Source organism: Vibrio ruber DSM 16370, from assembly GCF_900163965.1.
Taxonomy (GTDB): Bacteria; Pseudomonadota; Gammaproteobacteria; order Enterobacterales; family Vibrionaceae; genus Vibrio; species Vibrio ruber.
The window spans coordinates 61,165-83,666 of record NZ_FULE01000039.1 but is presented as its reverse complement, the minus strand read 5'-3'; the positions used below and the strand labels follow the sequence as shown (position 1 = coordinate 83,666).

The following is a 22,502-nucleotide window of genomic DNA, read 5'->3' as shown; positions in this document are numbered from 1 at the left end:
AATGGAACCAAAATCAAATTAATCCCCTAGTTTCATATCTACAACTTCATCTCACTTGTTGCCACTGTATAATACGCGCTCATTTTAATAATAATTCAGCAAAAACAAACAACGTCAATGAGTTACAAAACTATCCAAGTCTACAACCTGATGGCTTATGAATTCGCTCAGGTTGAAGGAGATTTTGCATCCCTGCGAGAATCCGATGTGAAATCCGTAATTCCTTCCGGGGTATCATTTCCAGCCTTTCTCGAACAGCTTCGCACAGGTCATCAGGTATTGCTTACTGATATTCCATTAATTCCCTTATTGAACCGGGATCGGGATGAGTGGGGCAATCAATACTGGCGGGTCAATCCTGCGATTGAATCTAATATCGACTTGTTGGCTAATAGAGCTTATACAGCCAGAGTTGAGCTGGTGAATCATGGCATTGGTTCATCCTATTCCGGGAGTGTGAATGCGTCGGTTTCTTTTAAGCCTTATGTTGAACGTGAGATAGTGAAACTTTCGCTCAAAGAGCGGCTTGAAAAACAGCGTCAGGAGCGTTTTCAAGCGTTGGAAAAAATCCAACTACCTTCGTCATCATGGCAAGATGCGTTTAAAAAAACGCCAGCCAAATCAGCGCCTAAAACAAAACAGGTGTTTGCCAAATCATCGCTTGTCTCCTGCGGTACTTGTGATATCGGTACGGAGAAAGAGTCACTTGCTAACATTGGTCAGATTACCGCTTATAGTTCCGTTGCAATGAATAACACAACTGCGATAGCTGGGGAGGCCACATTTGTCGAAGTTGGTGGCTCAGCATTAAAATCCTTGAGTGACTTGGCACTGAAGGTTACCAAGGTTGGTCTCTCTCCAGCGACGGCTGTGCTTGCGTTGTTTATGCCGACTAAAGTGGCAGACGGAACTTTATACAGTGATGAAGACTTGCGTAATATGGCGGTTGTCAATACTAATATCCGTTTAGGTTTCAACGAGTCTGGGCAGATTTACGGCTATCATGTAAAAGGGGCTGACATCCCTGTGCGCCATGTCGATCAGGCTGGTGATAAGTTTGTGGTTGAGTTGGAAACCGGACACACGCTTGAATGGGTGCCAATGTATCCAGAAGACAAAGACAGTCATCTCACCACGTCGCCAATCCCAGCCTTAGACAGTTATCATATCTGGATACATCCAGAGCATGGTGAGGCTGAATTAGCTAGGGCAAATGAACCATACACCACCCCAATTCATGACGCGGATACAAAGGACTATATTCTGACCTTTCCGGTAGAAAGTGGTATCCAGCCGTTGTATGTTGTGTATCAGAATAAAATCAAAAACTTATCCGCACGGTTTGGCAGTTCTACGTCAACTGACTACAAACGAACTTTCTTTAATGCCTATCCAGAGACTAAAGGAAATGTTGTTGTCCATCATGCCGTAGAACAACAAGTACAAAAGCGCTATCCGGGATTAGTCAGTGATTCAGAGATGCATTCTCTTGAAAATCTACGAGGTATTCCAAAAGTGATCAATTCAGATGTTCACTTAAGCCAGATTAGAAAAGAGTGGAACCGATTTTATCGACAGAATCCCAACCCGACTCAGCAACAATTACTTGATAAAGCAACCGAGATCGATAATAAATTCGGTACTCAGTTTGTTCCACCCGTTAGAGATTGATTTAGGAGCAGAACATGTACTTTTATATTGAACCAGAAGTTAGTGGTGGATTTGGAGAACAATCTACTGTAGATACAGCGGTACACCCACCAGAAGTATCAAAATTACACTATCGATTTGATGGCTGGTTAGGTGATGATTTATTGGAAACTTTTCCGTGCTATATCGTTACATCATTTCTGGCTGAAGTGATTGAATCATCAGAGCTAAATGGTTACGTGCTCGACGAGGTGGTCATATCTACATCAGAGCAATTTGAGGCATTGTATCCACAGATAAAATTGCCAAAATTTTATTGGTTGAAGGTTCTCGGCATTGCTGGAAAGGATGATTTCGGTATTGCTGACGATTATCGACTTGTTGTATCAGATAACGCACTTGCTGCACTGAAAAAGGGAAAAATTGATAGTGCAGAGATTGAAGATTTTTAATTTATGAATAGCGTATTTGACTGGCTTATCGTGATACTTGGCAGCTATTTTATTCTTTGGGGCATACCTTGCACGTATCAATCGATGAAAGTGTCTCTTGGGAATATTAAAAACATCCCGTTCATCGGTGAACAGTTCTCATCAGGCAAAGCGAAGCAATACCATAGTATGACCTCGTTTGATATCGGTACTCGGTTCACAAAGTATTGTATGACCTACCCATTTATATGTGGTCGTGTGAGTACTGAATCAAAGGTGTTCAGACTGATGGTGTGGTTGAACTGTCTTTGGTTTTAAAGCTTTATTTTTCTGTTTCTGGCTGCACGGATTAAGAAATTCGGTGTGTAGATGTAACCGCCTCCGCAAACCTAATTCTTGGTAATCAGCCGTATTCTACCCAAACAAAAACCCGAAGCGGATTTCTCTACTTCGGGCTTTAAATTCAAATGGTTAATGAACAGTGATTAGTTCATGCCGTACTTTTTCAGTTTCTTGCGAAGTGTTCCGCGGTTGATACCCATCATGGTTGCTGCGCGGGTTTGGTTACCGCGAGTGTACTGCATGATTGTATCGAGCAGCGGCTGCTCAACTTCAGCTAGAACTAATTCGTATAATTCACTTACTTCTTGGCCATTTAACTGGGAAAGATAGTTTTTAAGAGATGCTTTAACGGAGTCACGCAGAGGCTTCTGAGTGATTTGGTCTTGTGAAGTAACGGTAGTAACGGTTAAAGCTTCTGAAGTCAGATTTTGTTCGAACATATTCGGTCTAGCTCTTCTCTTAATTTTATGATGCAACGTTATCAAAATAACCTTCGAGTGCTTCCAGCTGCAGCGGGGCTGCTTCTATGGCATTGAAGGTCCGTCGAAACCCACTTGCCTGTTCATGCTCTTTGAGATACCACCCCACATGTTTCCGTGCGATTCGTGGCCCCAGATACGCTCCGTAAAACTGATGGAGCGCTTGTACATGACCAAGCAAAATGCTTTTGACTTCCTTAACCGGAAGCGCGGGCATTGTGGTGCCGGTTTCCAAAAAATGTTGGATTTCCTGAAAAATCCATGGTCGTCCTTGTGCCGGGCGACCAATCATTAATGCGTCTGCACCGGTGTACTCCAGTACATATTTAGCCTTTTCCGGACTGTCGATGTCACCATTGGCGATCACCGGAATCGAGATGGCCTTTTTTACCGCTCTAATGCTGTCATATTCTGCCATGCCGCGATAAAGGCAGGCTCTGGTTCTGCCGTGAAGCGCCAGTGCCTGAATGCCGCAATCTTCGGCCAGCTTTGCGATGTGAACACAGTTCTTATGCGCTGTATCCCAACCGGTTCGTGTTTTTAGCGTCACAGGCACACGAACGGCCTGAACTACCGTGGTGAGGATATCCTCAATTAAATCTGGGTAGCGTAACAGGGCGGAACCTGCCAACTTCTTATTCACTTTCTTTGCCGGGCAACCCATGTTGATATCGATGATTTGCGCACCGTTCTCAACGCTGAATTGCGCAGCTTCTGCCATTAACTGTGGGTCGGAACCTGCGATTTGAACCGAACGAATCCCGGATTCGCCCTCATGGACCATGCGCTGTTTCGACTTTGACGTTTTCCACAATGCCGGATTGGATGACATCATTTCACTGACAGCCATGCCGGCACCATAGCGAAGACATAACTCGCGAAAAGGTCTGTCGGTGACGCCAGCCATAGGAGCAACGATCAGACTGTTCTTGAGTTGGTGGTTTCCGATTTTTAACACGTCATTACAGTTATAAGGCAGCAAGGGCGCGCATTTTACGCATTTTTTTGCGGCGTGAAAAGACTAATATTTGAGCATTTACAATTTGTTTTTGTAAATCGTCGATTTTTCAGTCAATTAGTCAGTCACATTCGCGGTGGTTATTTTTTTCGACCAGAAATTCGGCACCATTCGTTATTCTCAATAATGGGGTCGATATCAAACTGGTTGCGATAGAAATTGGCAACGTCTTCGGCCTGTGTCTCTAACACGCCGGACATCGCCAGTTGTCCGCCCGGGCGAACCAGAGACTGAATCACCGGAGAAAGCTCTTTGAGCGGGCCGGCCAGAATGTTTGCCACCACGATATCAGCGCTAAGGTTGTCGGGTTGATTCTGTGGCAGGTAGACCTCTAGCTGGTTTTCAACACCATTGCGCTGAGCGTTATCTTTGGAAGCGAGTAAGGCTTGTGGGTCAATATCGACACCAATCACTTGCTTCGCGCCTAGCTTGATGGCAGCAATCGCCAGAATGCCGGAGCCGCAGCCGAAATCAATCACGGTTTTTCCGCTGAGATCCAACCCTTCCAGCCATTCTAAACATAAGGCGGTTGTCGGGTGCGTACCGGTGCCGAAGGCCAAGCCGGGATCAAGCATCACATTGACCGCATCCGGGTCTGGGATCTCTTTCCAGCTCGGACAGATCCACAGACGGCTGCCGAATTTCATCGGGTGAAAATTATCCATCCATTCCCGTTCCCAGTCTTTGTCTTCAATCTGTTCGACTTTATAAGAGAAGCTCTCAGGCAGCAGTTGACTGGCTTTGATTTGTGCCACGATGGTATCGGTATCCGCTTCTGCATCATAGAGCGCGAGCACATCGGTATCTCCCCAGAGGCGAGTTTCTCCCGGCAGGGGTTCAAAGACGGGGGTGTCTTTCGCGTCCAGAAATGTGACGGATAACGCGCCTGTGTCTTCCATCAACATATCACCGATAGTTTCGGCGTTGTCGTTGTTGGCATTGAGTTTTATTTGAATCCAAGGCATGTGATTGACTCTTTCCGTGGGTTGAATGGCCGAGAGTGTAGCAGATATTCATGTTTTGAATAGGGCTCGCCCTGAACAAAAAACCTCCCCGAAGGGAGGCTTAGACTTTTGTTCATCTGCCAAACGGATTAGTGATTGATGCCGAGTTTTTTCTCCAGATAGTGGATGTTGGCACCACCATGCTGGAAGTTCTCATCATTCATGATTTTCAGTTGAAGTGGGATGTTGGTTTTGATCCCTTCCACAATCATTTCATTGAGGGCATTTTTCATCCGCGCGATCGCAACGTCACGGTTTTCACCGTAAGCAATCAGCTTACCGATCATCGAATCATAGTACGCCGGTACGGTATAACCTGAGTAGATATGCGATTCCCAGCGAATTCCCATTCCACCGGCAGAGTGGAAGCGCTCTATTTTACCCGGTGACGGGAGAAAACGTTCCGGATCTTCGGCATTGATACGACATTCAATTGCATGACCGCGTAGCTTGATATCATCTTGTGTGAATGACAATGGCTGACCTGCCGCAACACGCAACTGCTCTTTGATCAGATCCACACCGGTGACCATTTCGGTAACAGGGTGCTCGACCTGAATCCGGGTGTTCATTTCAATGAAATAAAATTCACCGTTTTCATAGAGGAATTCAAATGTACCTGCGCCACGATAGCCGATTTCAATACAGGCACGTGTACAGCGTTCACCGATATATTTACGCATTTCTTCAGTAATACCCGGTGCCGGTGCTTCTTCAACCACTTTCTGGTGACGACGTTGCATTGAACAGTCACGCTCACCTAAGTGGATTGCACCCCCCTGACCATCGGCAATGACCTGAACTTCAACGTGACGTGGGTTTTCCAGGAATTTCTCCATGTAAACCATATCGTTGTTGAATGCTGCTTTGGCTTCGGTACGAGTCATGGTGATGGACTGAATCAGTTCTGCTTCACTGCGAACGACACGCATACCACGACCGCCACCACCGCCGGAGGCTTTAATGATCACCGGATAACCGATACGTTTCGCGATGGATTTATTCTTCTCAACATCGTCCCCGAGCGGGCCGTCTGAACCCGGTACACAAGGCACGCCAGCTTTCTTCATGGAGGAGATTGCAGAAACTTTATCCCCCATCAGGCGGATGGTTTCTGCTTTCGGTCCGACGAAAATGAAGCCTGATTTTTCAACTTGCTCTGCAAAATCTGCATTTTCAGACAGGAAGCCGTAGCCCGGGTGAATGGCAACTGCCCCCGTGATTTCTGCTGCTGAGATAATGCGTGGAATATTTAAGTAGCTATCAATGCTACGTGCCGGTCCGATACAAATGGATTCATCGGCAAGTAAGACATGTTTGAGGTCTCGGTCTGCTGTGGAATGAACAGCGACCGTTTTGATCCCGAGCTCTTTACAGGCGCGAAGAATACGGAGTGCAATTTCACCCCGGTTCGCGATGACAACTTTATCTAGCATAAATCTGACCTCAATTATTCAATGATAACGAGAGGCTGATCGAACTCGACAGGCTGACCGTTCTCAACGAGGATTGCTTTGACGACACCAGCTTTATCGGATTCGATTTGGTTCATCATTTTCATGGCTTCAACGATACACAGTGGTTCGCCGACAGCGACTTTCTGGCCAACTTTTACGAATGGGGCTGACTCCGGGCTTGGAGAGCTGTAGAAAGTACCAACCATTGGTGAAAGCACTTGATGACCTGTTGGTTGCGGTGCTTCTGCCGGTGCACTGGCGGCTTCTGCTACCGGCGCTGCAGCAGGTGCCGGTGCAGCAACTGGCGCAGGTGCATATTGTGCATATTGAACTGGTGCCGGTGGTGCACTGTGACGGCTGATGCGTACGGATTCTTCACCTTCAGAAATTTCCAGCTCAGCAATGCCTGACTCTTCAACTAATTCGATAAGTTTTTTTATTTTACGAATATCCATTGTCTTTTCTCTTTGATCTTGTGAATAAGACAACCCGAACAACTGCCGCGGGATGTCGAGTGTTTATTTTGCCTGCAGTTTCGTAATGGCTGCCGACAACGCAAATTCATAGCCTTGAGCCCCTAAACCGCAAATCACACCCTCTGCCTTGTCTGACAGATAAGAGTGATGACGGAAAGGTTCCCGGGCATGAACGTTAGAAAGATGTACCTCAATAAAGGGAATATTGACTCCCAGCAATGCATCCCGCAGTGCCACGCTGGTGTGGGTGAATGCAGCCGGGTTGATAATGATGAAGTCAATGTTTTCATATGCCTGATGAATGGCTTCAATCAGTTCATATTCACGATTCGATTGCAGATGCTCTAGTTCAACACCCGCTTGATCAGCCTGTTGACGGAGCCGGTCAATAATCTGAGGCAGCGTTTGAGAACCATAATGTGCCGGTTCACGCAGACCCAGTAAATTCAGGTTAGGACCGTTTAGCACAAGAATGCGTAATTTTGTCGTCATTGTGTCGTCATCTTACTCAATAATGAGGTCTTATTTACATATTCCCATATTTTAGGTTTTTTCACACAATTTTTTTTCGAGAATATCAAAAAAGAGTGAATAGCTTCCGATTATAGCTAATTCAACACAAATGGCAGCAAATTACTGGTCTAATCACCGTTTCGGATGATGAAAGATGGTGTCGAGCCCAAGTGTTACGTGCTTTGCGGAAAATTGATAATGATATCGTTATTGTCTTATGACCATGAAGATCTGAAATGGTTTGGTTAAAACAGTCAACAATGACGGAATATGTCGGGTCAGAGATGTGTCGTATCCGGAGGAATGGCAATAGCAGAATCAGCCGTCCCGCTTATGTTCAGCGGCAAATGAAGCTGTAATGATTGTTCAAGAGAGGTTGAATTTATAAAGTGTGATTTGGGTTCAGAAAATAATCAAGAAACAGATGAGCCAGCCCGATGATATGCTGTTGATGGGCTTAAAGAAGTGAAGCCATCGCTTGGATGGCTTCACGGTTGACAAACACTCGTTTGGTGTTAGCTGAGTGCTGCTTTTTCTGCGATTAGCTTATCAACCACACTTGGGTCAGCGAGTGTTGATGTATCGCCCAGATTGCTGGTGTCTCCGGTGGCAATCTTACGCAGAATCCGACGCATGATTTTCCCGGAACGGGTTTTAGGCAGCGCATCAGTCCAGTGCAGTACATCCGGTGTCGCAATCGGACCAATCTCTTTACGCACCCAATCTTTGACTTCTTTATGCAGTTCAGAAGAGGGATAGATGCCATCATTGAGTGTGATATAGGCATAAATTGCCTGACCTTTGATGTCGTGCGGAATCCCGACGACAGCCGCTTCTGCAATTTTATCGAATGCCACCAGTGCGGATTCGACTTCCGCAGTCCCCATGCGGTGGCCGGAGACATTGAGGACATCATCGACCCGTCCGGTAATCCAGTAATAGCCGTCTTCATCACGGCGGGCACCGTCACCGGTGAAATACATTCCTTTGAAAGTAGAGAAATAGGTCTGCTCAAACCGGTCATGATCACCGTAGACTGTGCGCATTTGGCCGGGCCAGGAGTCAAGAATCACCAGATTTCCTTCGGCTGCACCGTCAATGAGATTACCGACATTATCGACCAGTGCCGGCTGAACACCGAAAAATGGTCGGGTGGCAGAGCCCGGTTTTAATTCTGTCGCACCGGGAAGCGGGGTAATCAGAATACCGCCGGTTTCTGTCTGCCACCAAGTATCGACAATCGGAGACTTTTCATTACCGATGGTTCGGTAATACCATTCCCACGCTTCCGGATTAATCGGTTCGCCTACCGAACCCATGATACGCAAACTGTCGCGTGAGGTGCCTTCGATGGCTTCATTACCTTTGGCCATCAGAGCCCGGATCGCTGTCGGTGCTGTGTAGAGAATATTTACCTGATGTTTATCGACCACCTGACTCATCCGGCTGGTATCCGGATAGTTCGGGACGCCTTCAAATAAAATAGTTTTTGCGCCGTTGGCCAGCGGGCCGTAAACCAGATAGGTGTGGCCGGTAATCCAGCCGACATCAGCAGTACACCAGAAAACTTCTCCGGGCTGATAGTCGAAGACATATTTAAAGGTCATGGCGGCATAAACCAGATAGCCGCCCGTGGTATGCAATACGCCTTTGGGTTTCCCGGTTGAGCCGGAGGTGTAGAGGATAAACAGCGGGTCTTCTGCTTTCATCGCTTCTGGCGGACAGTGGTCAGATGCTTTGGCAGTGGCTTCGTGCCACCAGATATCCCGGTGATCATGCCAGTCGATATTGCCACCGGTGCGTTTAAGAACAACCACTTTGCTGATGGTTTTGACGTCCGGGTTAGTGAGGGCTTCATCGACATTTTTTTTCAGGGGGACTGCCCGTCCGCCTCGGATGCCTTCATCTGCGGTAATCACCATTTTTGCATCGGAGTCGATGATGCGTCCCGCAAGTGCTTCCGGAGAGAACCCGCCGAAGACCACCGTATGTACCGCACCGATACGGGTACAAGCCAGCATCGCGACCGCAGCTTCCGGCACCATCGGCATATACAGGCAAACGACGTCGCCCTTGCGAACACCTTGATCTTTGAGCACATTGGCAAAGCGACAGACTTCCTGATGGAGTTGATTGAAAGTGAGGGTCTTATCGTCATTTGGGTTATCGCCTTCCCAGATGATTGCTACGTCATCCCCGTGTGCTGCAAGGTGCCGGTCAATACAGTTGGCTGAGACATTCAGGGTTCCGTCTTCAAACCAGCGGATATCCACATGGCCGGTATCAAATGAGGTGTGCTTGACTTTGGTGTAGGGGGTGATCCAATCAACGATCTGTCCGTGTTCTGCCCAGAATCCTTCCGGGTCGCTCACTGAGCGTTGGTACATTGATAAGTAAGTGTCGTTATCCGCGTGGGTATGTTCTTTAATATTGTTCTTGACCGGATAAACATGAACATCACTCATAACTTCTTCTCCTTTTGAATGCAGGGACCGCTCCGGTTCATCATAATTGATTGGGCTTGTGATAAAGATTTCCGGAGGATCTGAAATTCTTGTACCCAAATGAACTCGAACTCACCCTGTCGGAGTGCTTTGCGGTTACCTAGGTGTAATAACTCTTGTTCAGATACCTAGATTGCACAATTAGACTTTAGGCTAAATGAGATCTGTGAGTAAAAAATCATTGTGATTCAAGGTGTCACATGTGCGGTGATGCTGTCTGTTCTGAGCGGTTACGGCGGAAAACGTCAACCTTCAGGCGGAAGAGAAAGCGGGCAGATCACCTTGAGTCAAACGGACAAACACCAACGCCGCAGAGAGCGCATCTTGTAAGGCGTCATGTTTATTTTGCAGTGGCAGATCTAAATGATGGCAAATCGCTTCCAGACTGAGGTCGCAATAGGCATTGGGCAGCATTTTTTCCAGTTGTTCATGATAGAGCTGACTCACTTCAATCAGACGATTGGGCAGCGGAAAGCCCAGATGTTTGCGACAGGCGATATCAAGAATGGTTTTATCGTAACGGATGTGGTAACCAACCAGAGGTCGGTTACCGATAAAATCCAATAACTGGGCCAGCGCTTGTGCTTCGGTCAGACCATCACTGAGATCCTGATGACGGATCTGGTGAATCCGGACTGAATCGGCATTCAGCGTTCTGGGCGCACACAGTTTCACTTCAAAGGACTGGCTGGTCAGAATACGATTACCGATAATTTTGGTCGCGGCAATGGAAACCAGCTCTGCCTGTTGCGGATTGAGACTGGTTGTCTCGCAATCCAGTGAGACGAATTCCTGATGATCCGGTGCTAAAAACAGGCTCCGGTAAGGAGAATCTTTGAGTTTGTAGTACCAGTAGCGGCGTGTAATTCGGTTCATGGACTTATTCTCTGATTTGATAGTGGTACGACAACCACTGCTTGAACTTTTTAACGATATGCAAGCTGTGACGCAATAAGTCTCGTTCGGTGCTGTCGAGCGATTTCATATCCAGATGGTTATGGCGCTCCGGTTGTTCAAGCTGTTGCCGGAGCCGGAGTTTAAAAAACAGTTTCAGCGCCTCACTCAGATTATCTGCGGTCTGTTGTTCCAGTACATGTTTTTGGGTGAGTGTTTCGATCCGCTTAAAGGTGTTTTGCTCTGCAATGCGGTACTCAAGGCTCAAGGCCCGGATGCCGTGGACAATCGGAAAAATCCCCCCTTGTTTGATATCCAGTCCTGATTTGGAGGATTTAACGTTGCCGAATAGCGTCAGCGGCAGGGAGAAATTGAGCGCAGGACGGGTGAAGGCGGAAAGGATCAGCTCTTGATCAGCCATCAGTTCGGACAGGTGTTGGCGAATCGGGTTTAACAGTGCGCGATTGCCGGCGACGGCCTGAGCATCCGCCATAATGGCAATATTCATAATTTGCTCGGGTTTAGCCTGCTCCACCCATTGGGAGAGTGACGCTTGCCAGCCCTTCTGTGTTTTGACCCATTGTGGATTGTTGACCATCACTTTACCCGGGCAGACCGGATAGCCGAGTTGGAGAAGTGTATGGGTCAGTTTGTCCATCACACGCTGACAATCCGGCCAGTCGGTATCATCTTTGATGATTAACGCGTTGTCCTGATCGGTTTTAAGAATCTGTTCTCCGCGTCCCTCTGAACCTAAGACCAGCAGGCAGCACTGTTGTTGCATCACCGGTGGCACCGTGAGTTCAAACGCTTTTTCAATAATCTGTTCATTGACGGCTGCAATCAGTTCCATCATAAAACGGGTTCTGATGCCGTTGCTGACGAGGTTTTCGACCAATTTGTGTTGCTGGTTAGATGCGATGGTCAGCTCTTCAATACTTGAGGCTCTGGCAATGCTCAGGGTCAGCACGTGGGAGTGGGTGGAAAAGGTGCTGAGAATCTGGGTCATATCCAGCATGCCTACGGCTTGGTTGCCGTCACATACCATAATCCGCTTGATCCGGTTGCGGATCATCATCACCATCGCATTAAACAGAAATTCCCCGTCATTGACATGCAAGACCGGGAAGGTGGCGATTTGACCGACCGGCGTGTTGACCGGCTGAGCATCTAATGTCACAGCATGGAGCATGTCCGTCCGGGTGACAATCGCATACGGATGTGCATGGGTGGTTTGCGTGAGTCGCGCGTCATTTTCTGGGAGTTGCACCAATGCCGCATCGCTATTGTTGTTTTTGAGCAGCTTGGTGACATCAGCGATGGTTTGTGCCGGAGTGACGATGAGCGGCGGATGATAAATCGCCCGATCCACTTTGGTCAGAATAAACTCTGCGAGGTTCTGTTGCTGTTGGGCATTTTCGAGCAGTGCCTGACGGGTGGAGAGATTACTGTCGAAATACGCGGCAAATTCACCATTCTGATGATAAAAATCGACAAAAACCGACTTGGGTAATTGATAGACCAGTGTATCTTCCAGTGCGACGTATTGATGCTTGACCGTTCCTTCCAGCAGGGATCTGACATCAAAAATATCTTCGCTTGCATAGTGGGCAAAGATTTCCTGACCATCTTCTGAGCGCTCTTCAACCACCCCTTTGATGAGAATATGCAGATATTGTCCACTCTCACCGCAGCGTAGCAAGGTATCCCTCGACCGAAAGTAGGCGACATCCAGCGCTGAGAGGAGTTGCTGTTGTTGCGCCGGGGACAGGCGATCAAACGGGGGAGACTGAAGATTGAACTTATCCGGCATAGCAACCTTTCTGGGCGAGGGTATCTGATTTAATTTTGGCTGAAATCTGATTTGCCTCCAGACGACTTTGGTCTAATGCCATCAACGATGTCTGAATGGATTGAATTGCGAGGGGGAAATATCAGGCTTCGAGGAAACAGAGTGTTGAGCAATATTCCCTTTTTCTTATATGGCATTCAAAGCATAATAGGCGCGGTTAGCTACATCATCCGTCACTTTTTGCATCAGTAGGTCGTTATGCTCAGTATTTCTCCGTTCCGCTGGATTTCTCAGTATTATTTCGGTTTTTTCTTTGTCTATGGCATCTATACGCCATTTTGGGCGTTGTGGCTCAAAAGTGAAGGGGTCGCATCAACTGATATTGGCCTGATTATGGGGCTCGCATTCGGTACCCGCTGTCTGGCCAATTTACTGGTGACGCCGAGAGTCCACCGGGCTGAATGGTATGTGCCGATGCTGAGAGTGTTGACGCTATTGGCAATCGGGTTTATTGCTGCACATCTTTTTGCTGTACAGCATTTGCTGTGGATTGCGCTGGCAACTGTCCTGTTTAATGCTTGTTTCGGGCCGATCATTCCGCTGTCGGACACGTTAGCGAATTACTACACCAATATGAAAATGCTCGATTACGGCCGCACTCGTTTGTGGGGCTCCGTTGCCTTTATCGTCGGTTCGCTGGTGGTCGGCTGGATTGTCGCGCACTGGGGGAATGACTGGATTCTGTATACGGCTTTATTGGGCATGAGTGTGACGTTTTTAATGAGCCTGCGTGCGCCTAATCCTAATCCGGCGACGCAAACAGAAACTGAGGTGGTACGTCCTAAACTAATCGAAATGCTCAGAGACAAACATGTGATTAAGTTTTTAGTGCTGGTGTCGTTGATTCAGGGCAGCCACGCGGCTTATTACAGTTTTAGTTCCGTGTATTGGAAATCAGTCGGACATTCAGAAGAAATCATTGGTTATCTGTGGAGTTTGGGTGTCATTGCGGAGATCTGTATTTTTGCGCTCAGTCGTCGCCTGTTCGGTTTGTGGTCGATCCGCGCGATGTTTTTGCTTTCTTCCTGTGCGGTTGCCGTGCGTTGGGGATTAACGGCTTTCACCACGCAGCTTGCAGCACTGGTGTTTATTCAATTACTCCATAGCCTGACATTCGCGGTCGCACATCTGGCGACCATTCGTTACATTCAACAAGCAGTACCGGAGAGAATGGTCGCATTGCAGTCGTTGTACAATGCGATTCCTCTGGGAGCGGTGATTGCGACGATGACGGCAATCAGTGGTTGGGGATTTGAGCACTGGGGCGCTCAAGTTTTCTGGGTGATGGCGCTGATGGGGGTTGTGGCGCTGTTTGTCCGGCTCGAACCGACGCCATCTGTACGTCAGATGGATCTGGCGAAGCGTCCCTCCTGATAAAGGGCTCCCGGGTTGGCTTTGAGCAAGGGAACCGGTCTCTGAGAGTGGATGGCGGTTCCCAAAATTAAGTCAATATCAGTGACTTAACCGGGCAAGACGTCTATCCTTGATCGAGCATTAATTAGGGCCTGATTACAAGGATCGTTCTCATGCAGTCATGGATTGTCATTCCGGTTTTATTTCTTTATTTAGGACTGCTGTTCTTTATCGCTTGGTATGGTGACAAAAACCTGAACTGGCTGGCACGCTTCCGGCCTTGGATTTATAGCTTATCGATTGGGGTGTACTGTACTTCGTGGACGTTCTACGGCACAGTCGGGCAGGCCACTAATCATGCTTGGTCATTTTTACCGATTTATCTCGCCCCCATTCTCGTCTTTGTCTTTGGCTGGCGGATATTAGCCCGCCTGATGTTGATTGCTAAACGCGAACATATTACCTCCATTGCTGATTTTATCGCTGCACGTTATGGCAAATCTCAAGGGCTTGCTGTGGCTGCAACGCTGATTGCGGTTGTTGGCATTCTGCCTTATATCGCCCTGCAACTTCGTGGTGTGACGATGGGAATCCATGTCGTGACGTCAGATTTTCCTTTCCCTGAGCAGTTGACGGAAAGTCATATTTCTTGGTTTGTGGTGGTGGCACTTGCGGTGTTTACCATGTTGTTCGGGACGCGTCATATTGATAATACCGAGCACCACCGTGGGATGATGATGGCGATTGCTTTTGAATCGTTGGTCAAGCTGGTGGCTTTCTTATGGGTCGGCCTGTTTATCGTCTATATCGGTTGGCATCAGACTTCATTCAAACTGAGCGATATCGTGCTTGAATCGTTCGTTACCCCGCACTGGCCGACCCTGATGATTCATCTGGTGTTGACGATGCTGGCGATCATTTGTCTGCCGCGCCAGTTTCATACCATGGTGGTTGAGAATGAAAAACCGCAGGATCTTCATATGGCCCGGCGGATATTTCCGGTTTACCTGATTCTGATGGGGCTGTTTGTGCTGCCGATATCATGGGTCGGCAAAGGGATGATGGATGCTAGCTTGGCGGATACATTTGTGATTAGTATCCCCAAGGCGGTTGACTCTGATTTCATGGCGATGATTGCATTTTTAGGGGGAACATCGGCAGCAACCGGGATGGTGATCGTCTCAACCATTGCACTGACTATTATGGTTTCTAATGATTTGGTGGTGCCTTTTTTGCTCCGGCGGATGCGGTTTTCTCATCAGGGCCATCGTCATTTTTCCCGCTTGTTACTCAGAATCCGGCGCGGCTTGATTTTAGTTTTACTGGCTTGTGCGTGGGGATTTTATCGTGTTTTGGATGCCGTACCGTCGCTGTCTGCGATTGGATTTCTCTCTTTTGCTGCGATTGCGCAGTTTGCCCCGGCGTTGATCGGTGGGATCTACTGGCGTGACGGCAATAAAAAAGGCGTCTATGTCGGTTTGGCGGTCGGATTTTCACTCTGGCTGATTACCTTAATGGTTCAGACCCATTTATTGGCCGGTGATGCGCAGTCTAACCCGCTCATTTGGCTGATTAGTCCTCCGGAGGCGATTGCCGGTTTAGGGATATCAAGGTCTGACTGGGGGATGATCCTCAGCGTGGTGCTCAATACACTCTGTTATTGGAATATTTCTATCATCACACGTCCGAGCCTGAGTGAGCGCTTACAGTCTGCCACATTTGTCGGTACGCCATTCCCCGATAACGAAAATATGACGCTCTATCAGAGCCGGGTGTCAGTCGCGGAACTGGAAATGCTGGTCGCCCGTTTTGTCGGGCGAGGGCGGATGAAAGCGGCTTTCGAGCAATTCTGGGTTCAGCAGCACAAGCGTTATTTACCCAATCAACAGGCGCCAGCTACACTGATTCGTCATGCTGAACGGGTGTTGGCCGGTGTATTTGGTGCGTCCTCAGCGAAGTTAGTGCTTGCTTCTGCGTTGCAGGGGAAAAACATGCACCTTGAAGAAGTTGCCGCGATTGTCGATGAAGCGTCAGAGCTGTATGACTTCAGCCGCAGCCTGCTTCAAGGTGCTATCGAACATATCGGGCAGGGATTGGCGGTGGTCGATAAACAGTTACGTCTGGTGGCCTGGAATCAGCGGTATCTGGAGCTGTTTTCTTATCCGCCGGGCTTGATTCAGGTTGGCCGTCCGATTGCTGATATTATTCGCCACAATGCACGGCAAGGGTTGTGTGGCCCCGGAGATGTGGAAACTCATGTTCGCAAGCGGGTCGAACACTTAGAGAAAGGTACCCGGCATACCTCCTCTCGGGTCAGACCGGACGGGAGAGTGGTGGAAGTGCAAGGGAATCCGATGCCCGGTGGCGGGTTTGTCATGAGTTTTACCGATATCACCGCATTCCGGGAAGCGGAAGATGCTCTCAAGCAGGCCAACGAGTCGCTGGAAGAGCGTGTCCATCAACGAACACAGGAGTTGGAAAAACTGAATCGCCAGTTAGTGCAGGAGACACAACGGGCGGAACGCGAATCTCGTTCAAAATCACGGTTTCTGGCAGCGGTGAGCCATGATCTGATGCAGCCGCTCAATGCCGCCCGGCTATTTGCATCCTCTTTGTCGGAGATCGCCCGGGAAGCCGAAGTCCAACGACTTTCAGCTCATATTGCAAGTGCACTGGGGGCGGCCGAGGAATTAATCGGGGATTTGCTGGATATCTCCAGACTCGAATCAGGGAAACTGGATATCAATATCCACAGTTTCGCCATTCATGATGTGCTGGTGAATTTGAATGCGGAGTTTGATGCGATTGCTCAACAGCAAGGGATCGATTTTACCATGGTGCCTTCGTCAGTCGTGGTTCAGTCGGATCCGAAATTGCTCAGACGGATTATTCAGAACTTCCTGACCAATGCATTCCGCTACGCTCCCCATGGCAAAGTGGTACTCGGCATTCGTCATGTCGGTACGCAGATCCGGATTGAAGTATGGGATAACGGGATCGGTATCGAGCCAGATAAGCAGCATGAAATTTTTGAAGAGTTTAATCGTGGCGGGCAGGTTCGTTCTGAGCAGGGGCTTGGGCTCGGATTAGCGATATCGAAAGGGATTGCTTATGTGTTGGGGCATGAAATCTCAATGCGTTCATGGCCCGGACATGGCAGTGTTTTTTCGTTATCCCTGCCGCGCTCACATCCCCGGGATGTTGCCGATAAAGTTGCCCCTGAGGTGGGTGATGTGACCGATTTGTCGCAGATTAAAGTGTTATGTGTGGATAATGAAGTCGATATTTTGGTAGGGATGTCGGACCTGCTATCCCGCTGGGGATGCGATATCCGTACCTCAACCAACTTGGTTGAGAGCCTGAGAGCATTGGATGATGCATGGACACCGGACGTTATTTTGTCTGATTACCGGTTGGATCAGGGACGTACCGGGTTGGAAGTTTTGCAACAGTGTCGTCTACGCCTGGGCCGTCAGTTTGAAGGAATTATTATCAGTGCTGATCGGACCCAAGAGATGATGGATGCGATTCAGTCACACGGGTTCGGCTTTTTACCCAAGCCGGTAAAACCATTGAAATTACGAGCGGTACTCAATCGTGTGCGCCAGCAAACCCGAACGTAATATCGAGGCCGACAATGCGGGTTGATTATGCGGGTTGATTCAATACGGACCAGTGAGTCGGGGCTTGGTTGGAGATGGTTTTTAGCCGGAGCTAAAAACCATCTGGTTGTTTAGGCGTGGGCGATGACTTCCAGTGGCCATCCCATATCGGTTTGCCGGTTTGCTTCGATTTCAAGCTCTGCTTTGGTGAGCGGATTGGCATCGAGCCACTGAGCATTGAGTGATAGCTGGAGTGTGTCTTCCGAGGATTCCAGTTTCACATGTGGTTCGAGTGCTGAATTACGCCGGTGGCTGAGTAACACTGCGAGACGTAAAATCCTGAGTAAGCGTTTACTACTGGTACCCGACAGGGCGTATTGTTCAGGCATGGCAGTGATATTGTCGCGATAGCGGCGCACCAACTCCCCCAGACAATAACGCTGTGCTCGGGTAAAGCCGGGCAGTTCTGAGTGTTGGATCAGATAAGCACTGTGTTCACCGCCTTTTTTGTAATCCACCGCTAAGCCGATTTCGTGTAACTGTGCGGCTGCTCTGAGTAGTATTTCTGCCTGTGGTTCGATGATCCAGGCAGAACCGCCACACTGGTGAAATAGTTTACCGGCGAGTTCAGAGACTTGAGCGGCATACACCGTATCGATTTGATAGCGACTCTGGATACTGTGAATGGTTCGCTCGCGGATATTATCCTGACGTAATCCGTCGATCATTTCATAAACCAGACCTTCCCGTAGTGCACCGCCCGCCAGAGTCATGGCTTCGATCCGGAACTCTTCAAATATGGCAATCAGGATCGACAGGCCGCTTGGAAAAACCAACGCTCTTTCCAGCGTGAGTCCTTCGATTTCCAACTCTTCGAGATGATCTGCGCGCATGGCCTGATTTTGCAAACGCTTCAGCTTGGTCAGGGTAATGACTTCATCCATTCCCTGAGCCAGCATAATCTCTTGTAATGCTTGCACTGTACCACTGGCACCGACACAGATGTCCCAGCCGATTGTCCGGTACTGTTGCAAGATTGGCGTGAGCATTTTTTTAGCGTCTTCGATCGCATGCTCAAAATTTTCTTTAGAGAGCTGACGATCTCTGAAGTGTTTTTCGAGCCAAGTGACACAGCCCATTTTTAAACTGGTTAATGCTTTGGCCTCGAAACCTTCACCAATGATCAGTTCGGTACTTGCACCACCGATATCAACCACGAAACGACGCCCGCTCCCGCCGGAGGTATGAGCTACCCCTTTATAAATAGTGGCCGCTTCTTCTTCACCTGAAATGGTTTCGATCGGATGTCCGAGTATCTGATTGGCCCGACGCAAAAATATATCGACATTGATGGCTGTCCGAAGTGTTGCGGTGCCGACAATGCGGATATTCTCTTTGGGAATATCCTGTAATCGTTCCGCGAACAGACTCAGGCAGTCCCAACCGCGTTGCATTGCCTCCTGACTGAGTGCATTGTTCTCATCGAGTCCGGCTGCAAGTCTCACTTTTCGTTTAATTTTGGCCATCGTCTGTATACTGCCTTCAACATGACGGACAATCAGCATATGAAAGCTGTTTGAACCGAGATCGATCGCAGCATAAAGGGGTGAAGATACGGCTTGGCTCATAGATTTACTCAGCTATTTTTACTCTGGTTGTTGTTTTGCCGCGGACGTTTTCTGGATGAATTGTTACCCCGTCCATTATTCTGACGTCCGGACCGCGAGCCACCAGTATTCGTTCTTCTCGATGTTTTCGATGACGCAAGTTTTAACGGGCTGGGTAAGTCAGTCAATAGCGCTGATGCATCATAATCAGAAACAGGAATGGAATGTTCGATATAGGTTTCTATCCCCGGGACATTAATGGCGTATTCTTCGCAGGCGAAGCTAATCGAATGACCGCTCTCTCCGGCTCTGCCCGTCCGGCCAATCCGGTGGACATAGTCTTCACTGTCGTCTGGTAGATCATAGTTAAAGACGTGAGTGACCTGCGGGATATGCAGTCCTCGCGCAGCAACATCAGTTGCGACTAAAATGTCCAGTTGACCCTGCGTAAATTGCTCCAGAATGCGTTCCCGTTTTTTCTGCGGTACATCACCGGTCAGCAGTCCGACGCGATGACCATCGGCAGCCAGGTGACCCCAAACCCGTTCACACTTATGTTTGGTATTGGCAAAAATGATAGCTCTGTCTGGCCACTCTTCTTCAATGAGGGTTTGCAACAAAGCCATTTTGTGCTCATTGGATGGGTAAAACAGTTCTTCCTTAATTCGGTGTCCGGTTTTTTGCGCCGGTTCGACGACAACATGTTCCGGATTGTTCATGTGCTCAAATGCCAGTTCCTGAACCCGATAAGAGAGGGTGGCGGAAAATAACATGTTCAAACGATTCTTCGGTGGCGGCATCCGACGGAACAAAAAACGGATGTCTTTGATAAAACCGAGATCAAACATTCGGTCAGCTTCATCAAGGACGACGACCTGAATCTGGTCCAGATTGAATACTTTTTGCTTGTAGAAATCGATAATCCGACCGGTTGTTCCGATAAGAATATCAACACCTTGTTTTAACTTGGATTGCTGTTTCTCGTAACTTTCACCGCCATAAGCCAGTGCGACTTTTAAGCCGGTGCTTTGAACGAGTGGTTCTGCATCGTTAAAAATTTGTATCGCTAACTCACGAGTTGGTGCCATAATGATTGCTCGTGGCTGAGTTGGCTCCCGCTCTTCTGGAGCAGGTGCAGTTAGCAGATGATTAAAGGTTGCAGTAAGAAACGCAAGCGTTTTACCAGTCCCTGTTTGGGCCTGGCCTGCAATGTCACGGCCGGAGAGCACTACCGGCAGCGCCAAGGCTTGGATTGGGGTGCAATAAGCAAACCCTTTTTGTTCCAAACCTGCTGTAACTTGAGGGTCTAATCCCAAGTCGGCGAATTTTTGCTCTGTGATATGCGTCTTTTTCATCACTATAGAATATCAGCTTAAGCTTGCAATACGGAAGTAAATACATTCCAATAGAGCATCAAAATTACTGGTTGTTATGCAACTGGTCCAAGAAAATACATTGGAGTTAAAGATGAGTGATAAGATTTTGCAGCTCACCGATGACGCGTTTGAAAGTAGTGTAATCAATGCTGAAGTCCCTGTGCTTGTCGATTTCTGGGCAGAATGGTGTGGTCCGTGCAAAATGATTGCGCCGATTTTGGATGAAATTGCTGATGAATACGAAGGTAAGCTCACAATCGGTAAATTAAATATCGATCAAAATGCGGGTACTCCCCCAAGATTCGGTATCCGTGGTATTCCAACATTACTGCTGTTTAAAAACGGTAATGTGGCAGCTACAAAAGTTGGTGCGTTGTCCAAAACTCAACTTAAAGAGTTTTTAGACGCCAATTTATAATGGCTGAAAACCGTACATAGAGATATGTACGGTTTTGCACATGGAAATAAAACAAAATCTAGACTAGTCTGATAAATAGTGCTAGGTTATCGCACATTAATGAATCATATGTTCACTTCTTGGTCAATCCTGAGGCCAAATCCATCTTAACACTACTAAACAGATCCTAATTTTGACTAAACAAGTATCCACCACAATGAATTTAACAGAATTAAAGAACAAACCTGTGTCTGAGCTCGTGCAGCTGGGTGAGAGCCTGGGGCTTGAAAACCTCGCGCGTTTAAGAAAACAAGACATTATCTTCTCTATTTTAAAAGCTCACGCAAAAAGTGGTGAAGACATCTTTGGTGATGGCGTATTAGAAATTCTCCAGGACGGCTTTGGTTTTTTGCGTAGTGCAGACAGCTCTTATTTGGCCGGTCCGGACGATATTTACGTGTCACCGAGTCAGATTCGTCGCTTCAACCTGCGTACCGGTGATTCGATTGCCGGGAAGATTCGGCCTCCGAAGGAAGGTGAGCGTTACTTTGCGTTACTGAAAGTAAATACAGTTAATGATGATAAGCCGGATAACGCTCGAAATAAGATTCTGTTTGAAAACCTGACACCATTACATGCGAATGAGCGGATGGTGATGGAGCGTGGTAACGGTTCGACTGAAGACATTACCGCTCGTGTTCTGGATTTGGCATCACCGATCGGAAAAGGGCAGCGTGGATTGATTGTCGCACCACCGAAGGCCGGTAAAACAATGCTGTTGCAAAACATTGCTCAAAGCATTGCTTACAATCATCCTGAATGTATTTTGATGGTACTGTTGATTGATGAACGTCCGGAAGAAGTGACAGAAATGCAGCGTTTGGTCAAAGGTGAAGTGGTTGCTTCTACGTTTGATGAACCGGCATCTCGCCACGTTCAAGTGGCCGACATGGTGATTGAGAAAGCGAAACGTCTGGTTGAGCATAAGAAAGATGTTGTGATCTTACTGGATTCAATTACACGTTTGGCACGGGCGTATAACACAGTAGTTCCTTCTTCAGGCAAGGTTTTGACTGGTGGTGTGGATGCAAATGCGCTTCATCGTCCGAAGCGTTTCTTCGGTGCGGCTCGTAATGTCGAAGAAGGCGGCAGCTTGACCATTATCGCCACAGCGTTGGTTGATACGGGGTCGAAGATGGATGAAGTCATCTACGAAGAGTTTAAAGGAACAGGGAATATGGAATTACACCTGAACCGTAAGATTGCAGAAAAACGTGTTTTCCCTGCGATTGACTTCAACCGTTCAGGAACGCGCCGTGAAGAGTTACTGACTAAAACGGATGAGTTACAGAAAATGTGGATTCTGCGCAAAATCGTTCACCCAATGGGAGAAACCGATGCGATGGAATTCCTGATTGATAAACTGGCGATGACGAAGACCAATGATGAGTTCTTTGATGCGATGAGACGTCAGTAATCAAGCCAGTTACCAGAGTATTCTGATAGTGAAAGCGCCACCGGAAACGGTGGCGCTTTTTCTTGCATTT

Annotated in this window: 17 protein-coding genes; 6 read left to right on the top strand and 11 right to left on the bottom strand. The window is 48.0% G+C overall.

The window, feature by feature from the left end:
• Positions 1–117 precede the first annotated feature (117 nt).
• Complete coding sequence (locus tag VR7878_RS14635) at positions 118–1,671, top strand: S-type pyocin domain-containing protein (RefSeq protein WP_139344105.1); 1,554 nt, start codon at positions 118–120, stop codon at positions 1,669–1,671.
• Between the two features lie 14 nt (positions 1,672–1,685).
• On the top strand, positions 1,686–2,102 hold the full coding sequence (locus tag VR7878_RS14630) for a hypothetical protein (protein ID WP_077336807.1): 417 nt from the start codon (positions 1,686–1,688) through the stop codon (positions 2,100–2,102).
• Positions 2,103–2,566: 464 nt separating this feature from the next.
• Here VR7878_RS14630 and fis read toward each other — a convergent pair whose 3' ends face one another.
• The 9 genes from fis to VR7878_RS14580 all read right to left on the bottom strand — a co-directional run bounded on the left by fis (position 2,567) and on the right by VR7878_RS14580 (position 12,581).
• Positions 2,567–2,863, bottom strand: coding sequence for a DNA-binding transcriptional regulator Fis (gene fis, locus VR7878_RS14620; RefSeq protein WP_021021668.1), 297 nt, complete (start codon positions 2,861–2,863; stop codon positions 2,567–2,569).
• Between the two features lie 25 nt (positions 2,864–2,888).
• On the bottom strand, positions 2,889–3,860 hold the full coding sequence (gene dusB, locus VR7878_RS14615) for a tRNA dihydrouridine synthase DusB (protein ID WP_261855943.1): 972 nt from the start codon (positions 3,858–3,860) through the stop codon (positions 2,889–2,891).
• Positions 3,861–4,000: 140 nt separating this feature from the next.
• A complete protein-coding gene (gene prmA, locus VR7878_RS14610) occupies positions 4,001–4,885 on the bottom strand; it encodes a 50S ribosomal protein L11 methyltransferase (protein WP_077336804.1) in 885 nt (294 codons plus the stop codon).
• A gap of 128 nt (positions 4,886–5,013) precedes the next feature.
• Positions 5,014–6,360 carry an acetyl-CoA carboxylase biotin carboxylase subunit gene (accC, locus tag VR7878_RS14605; protein ID WP_077336803.1) on the bottom strand — a complete coding sequence of 449 codons (1,347 nt, stop codon included), beginning with the start codon at positions 6,358–6,360 and terminating at the stop codon, positions 5,014–5,016.
• A gap of 14 nt (positions 6,361–6,374) precedes the next feature.
• A complete protein-coding gene (gene accB, locus VR7878_RS14600; RefSeq protein WP_077336802.1) occupies positions 6,375–6,836 on the bottom strand; it encodes an acetyl-CoA carboxylase biotin carboxyl carrier protein in 462 nt (153 codons plus the stop codon).
• A 63-nt stretch (positions 6,837–6,899) separates the two neighbouring features.
• Positions 6,900–7,349, bottom strand: a complete 450-nt coding sequence (gene aroQ, locus VR7878_RS14595; RefSeq protein ID WP_077336801.1) for a type II 3-dehydroquinate dehydratase — start codon at positions 7,347–7,349, stop codon at positions 6,900–6,902.
• Positions 7,350–7,885: 536 nt separating this feature from the next.
• Positions 7,886–9,835 (bottom strand): acetate--CoA ligase, encoded by a 1,950-nt coding sequence (acs, locus tag VR7878_RS14590; RefSeq protein WP_077336800.1) that lies wholly within the window; start codon positions 9,833–9,835, stop codon positions 7,886–7,888.
• Between the two features lie 291 nt (positions 9,836–10,126).
• Complete coding sequence (locus VR7878_RS14585) at positions 10,127–10,750, bottom strand: 3'-5' exonuclease (RefSeq protein WP_077336799.1); 624 nt, start codon at positions 10,748–10,750, stop codon at positions 10,127–10,129.
• 4 nt (positions 10,751–10,754) lie between these two features.
• Positions 10,755–12,581: a DUF294 nucleotidyltransferase-like domain-containing protein gene (locus VR7878_RS14580; RefSeq protein WP_077336798.1), complete on the bottom strand. Its 1,827-nt coding sequence runs from the start codon at positions 12,579–12,581 to the stop codon at positions 10,755–10,757.
• Positions 12,582–12,818: 237 nt separating this feature from the next.
• Between VR7878_RS14580 and VR7878_RS14575 the strand changes: the two genes are divergently transcribed.
• Both VR7878_RS14575 and VR7878_RS14570 read left to right on the top strand, forming a co-directional pair.
• A complete protein-coding gene (locus VR7878_RS14575) occupies positions 12,819–13,994 on the top strand; it encodes a 3-phenylpropionate MFS transporter (RefSeq protein ID WP_077336797.1) in 1,176 nt (391 codons plus the stop codon).
• A 152-nt stretch (positions 13,995–14,146) separates the two neighbouring features.
• The gene (locus VR7878_RS14570; RefSeq protein ID WP_077336796.1) at positions 14,147–17,596 is read left to right on the top strand and encodes a PAS domain-containing hybrid sensor histidine kinase/response regulator; all 3,450 of its coding nucleotides are present in this window, start codon (positions 14,147–14,149) and stop codon (positions 17,594–17,596) included.
• 110 nt (positions 17,597–17,706) lie between these two features.
• Here the strand turns inward: VR7878_RS14570 and gppA are convergent, their stop codons facing one another.
• Together gppA and rhlB are read right to left on the bottom strand one after the other, a co-directional pair.
• On the bottom strand, positions 17,707–19,203 hold the full coding sequence (gppA, locus tag VR7878_RS14565) for a guanosine-5'-triphosphate,3'-diphosphate diphosphatase (protein WP_077336795.1): 1,497 nt from the start codon (positions 19,201–19,203) through the stop codon (positions 17,707–17,709).
• 8 nt (positions 19,204–19,211) lie between these two features.
• Positions 19,212–20,537: an ATP-dependent RNA helicase RhlB gene (rhlB, locus tag VR7878_RS14560; protein ID WP_077336794.1), complete on the bottom strand. Its 1,326-nt coding sequence runs from the start codon at positions 20,535–20,537 to the stop codon at positions 19,212–19,214.
• Positions 20,538–20,649: 112 nt separating this feature from the next.
• Between rhlB and trxA the strand changes: the two genes are divergently transcribed.
• Both trxA and rho read left to right on the top strand, forming a co-directional pair.
• Positions 20,650–20,976: a thioredoxin TrxA gene (trxA, locus tag VR7878_RS14555; RefSeq protein ID WP_059123221.1), complete on the top strand. Its 327-nt coding sequence runs from the start codon at positions 20,650–20,652 to the stop codon at positions 20,974–20,976.
• A gap of 196 nt (positions 20,977–21,172) precedes the next feature.
• Positions 21,173–22,432, top strand: a complete 1,260-nt coding sequence (rho, locus tag VR7878_RS14550; RefSeq protein WP_077336793.1) for a transcription termination factor Rho — start codon at positions 21,173–21,175, stop codon at positions 22,430–22,432.
• The last annotated feature ends 70 nt before the right edge of the window (positions 22,433–22,502 follow it).

Bases quoted from the DNA above. Each gene is read 5' to 3' on its own strand.
- VR7878_RS14585 (WP_077336799.1), bottom strand. From the start codon at position 10,750: ATGAACCGAATTACACGCCGCTACTGGTACTACAAACTCAAAGATTCT.
- gppA (WP_077336795.1), bottom strand. From the start codon at position 19,203: ATGAGCCAAGCCGTATCTTCACCCCTTTATGCTGCGATCGATCTCGGT.
- trxA (WP_059123221.1), top strand. From the start codon at position 20,650: ATGAGTGATAAGATTTTGCAGCTCACCGATGACGCGTTTGAAAGTAGT.
- rhlB (WP_077336794.1), bottom strand. From the start codon at position 20,537: ATGAAAAAGACGCATATCACAGAGCAAAAATTCGCCGACTTGGGATTA.
- acs (WP_077336800.1), bottom strand. From the start codon at position 9,835: ATGAGTGATGTTCATGTTTATCCGGTCAAGAACAATATTAAAGAACAT.
- VR7878_RS14575 (WP_077336797.1), top strand. From the start codon at position 12,819: ATGCTCAGTATTTCTCCGTTCCGCTGGATTTCTCAGTATTATTTCGGT.
- rho (WP_077336793.1), top strand. From the start codon at position 21,173: ATGAATTTAACAGAATTAAAGAACAAACCTGTGTCTGAGCTCGTGCAG.
- prmA (WP_077336804.1), bottom strand. From the start codon at position 4,885: ATGCCTTGGATTCAAATAAAACTCAATGCCAACAACGACAACGCCGAA.
- VR7878_RS14635 (WP_139344105.1), top strand. From the start codon at position 118: ATGAGTTACAAAACTATCCAAGTCTACAACCTGATGGCTTATGAATTC.
- aroQ (WP_077336801.1), bottom strand. From the start codon at position 7,349: ATGACGACAAAATTACGCATTCTTGTGCTAAACGGTCCTAACCTGAAT.
- accB (WP_077336802.1), bottom strand. From the start codon at position 6,836: ATGGATATTCGTAAAATAAAAAAACTTATCGAATTAGTTGAAGAGTCA.
- VR7878_RS14570 (WP_077336796.1), top strand. From the start codon at position 14,147: ATGCAGTCATGGATTGTCATTCCGGTTTTATTTCTTTATTTAGGACTG.
- accC (WP_077336803.1), bottom strand. From the start codon at position 6,360: ATGCTAGATAAAGTTGTCATCGCGAACCGGGGTGAAATTGCACTCCGT.
- fis (WP_021021668.1), bottom strand. From the start codon at position 2,863: ATGTTCGAACAAAATCTGACTTCAGAAGCTTTAACCGTTACTACCGTT.
- VR7878_RS14580 (WP_077336798.1), bottom strand. From the start codon at position 12,581: ATGCCGGATAAGTTCAATCTTCAGTCTCCCCCGTTTGATCGCCTGTCC.
- VR7878_RS14630 (WP_077336807.1), top strand. From the start codon at position 1,686: ATGTACTTTTATATTGAACCAGAAGTTAGTGGTGGATTTGGAGAACAA.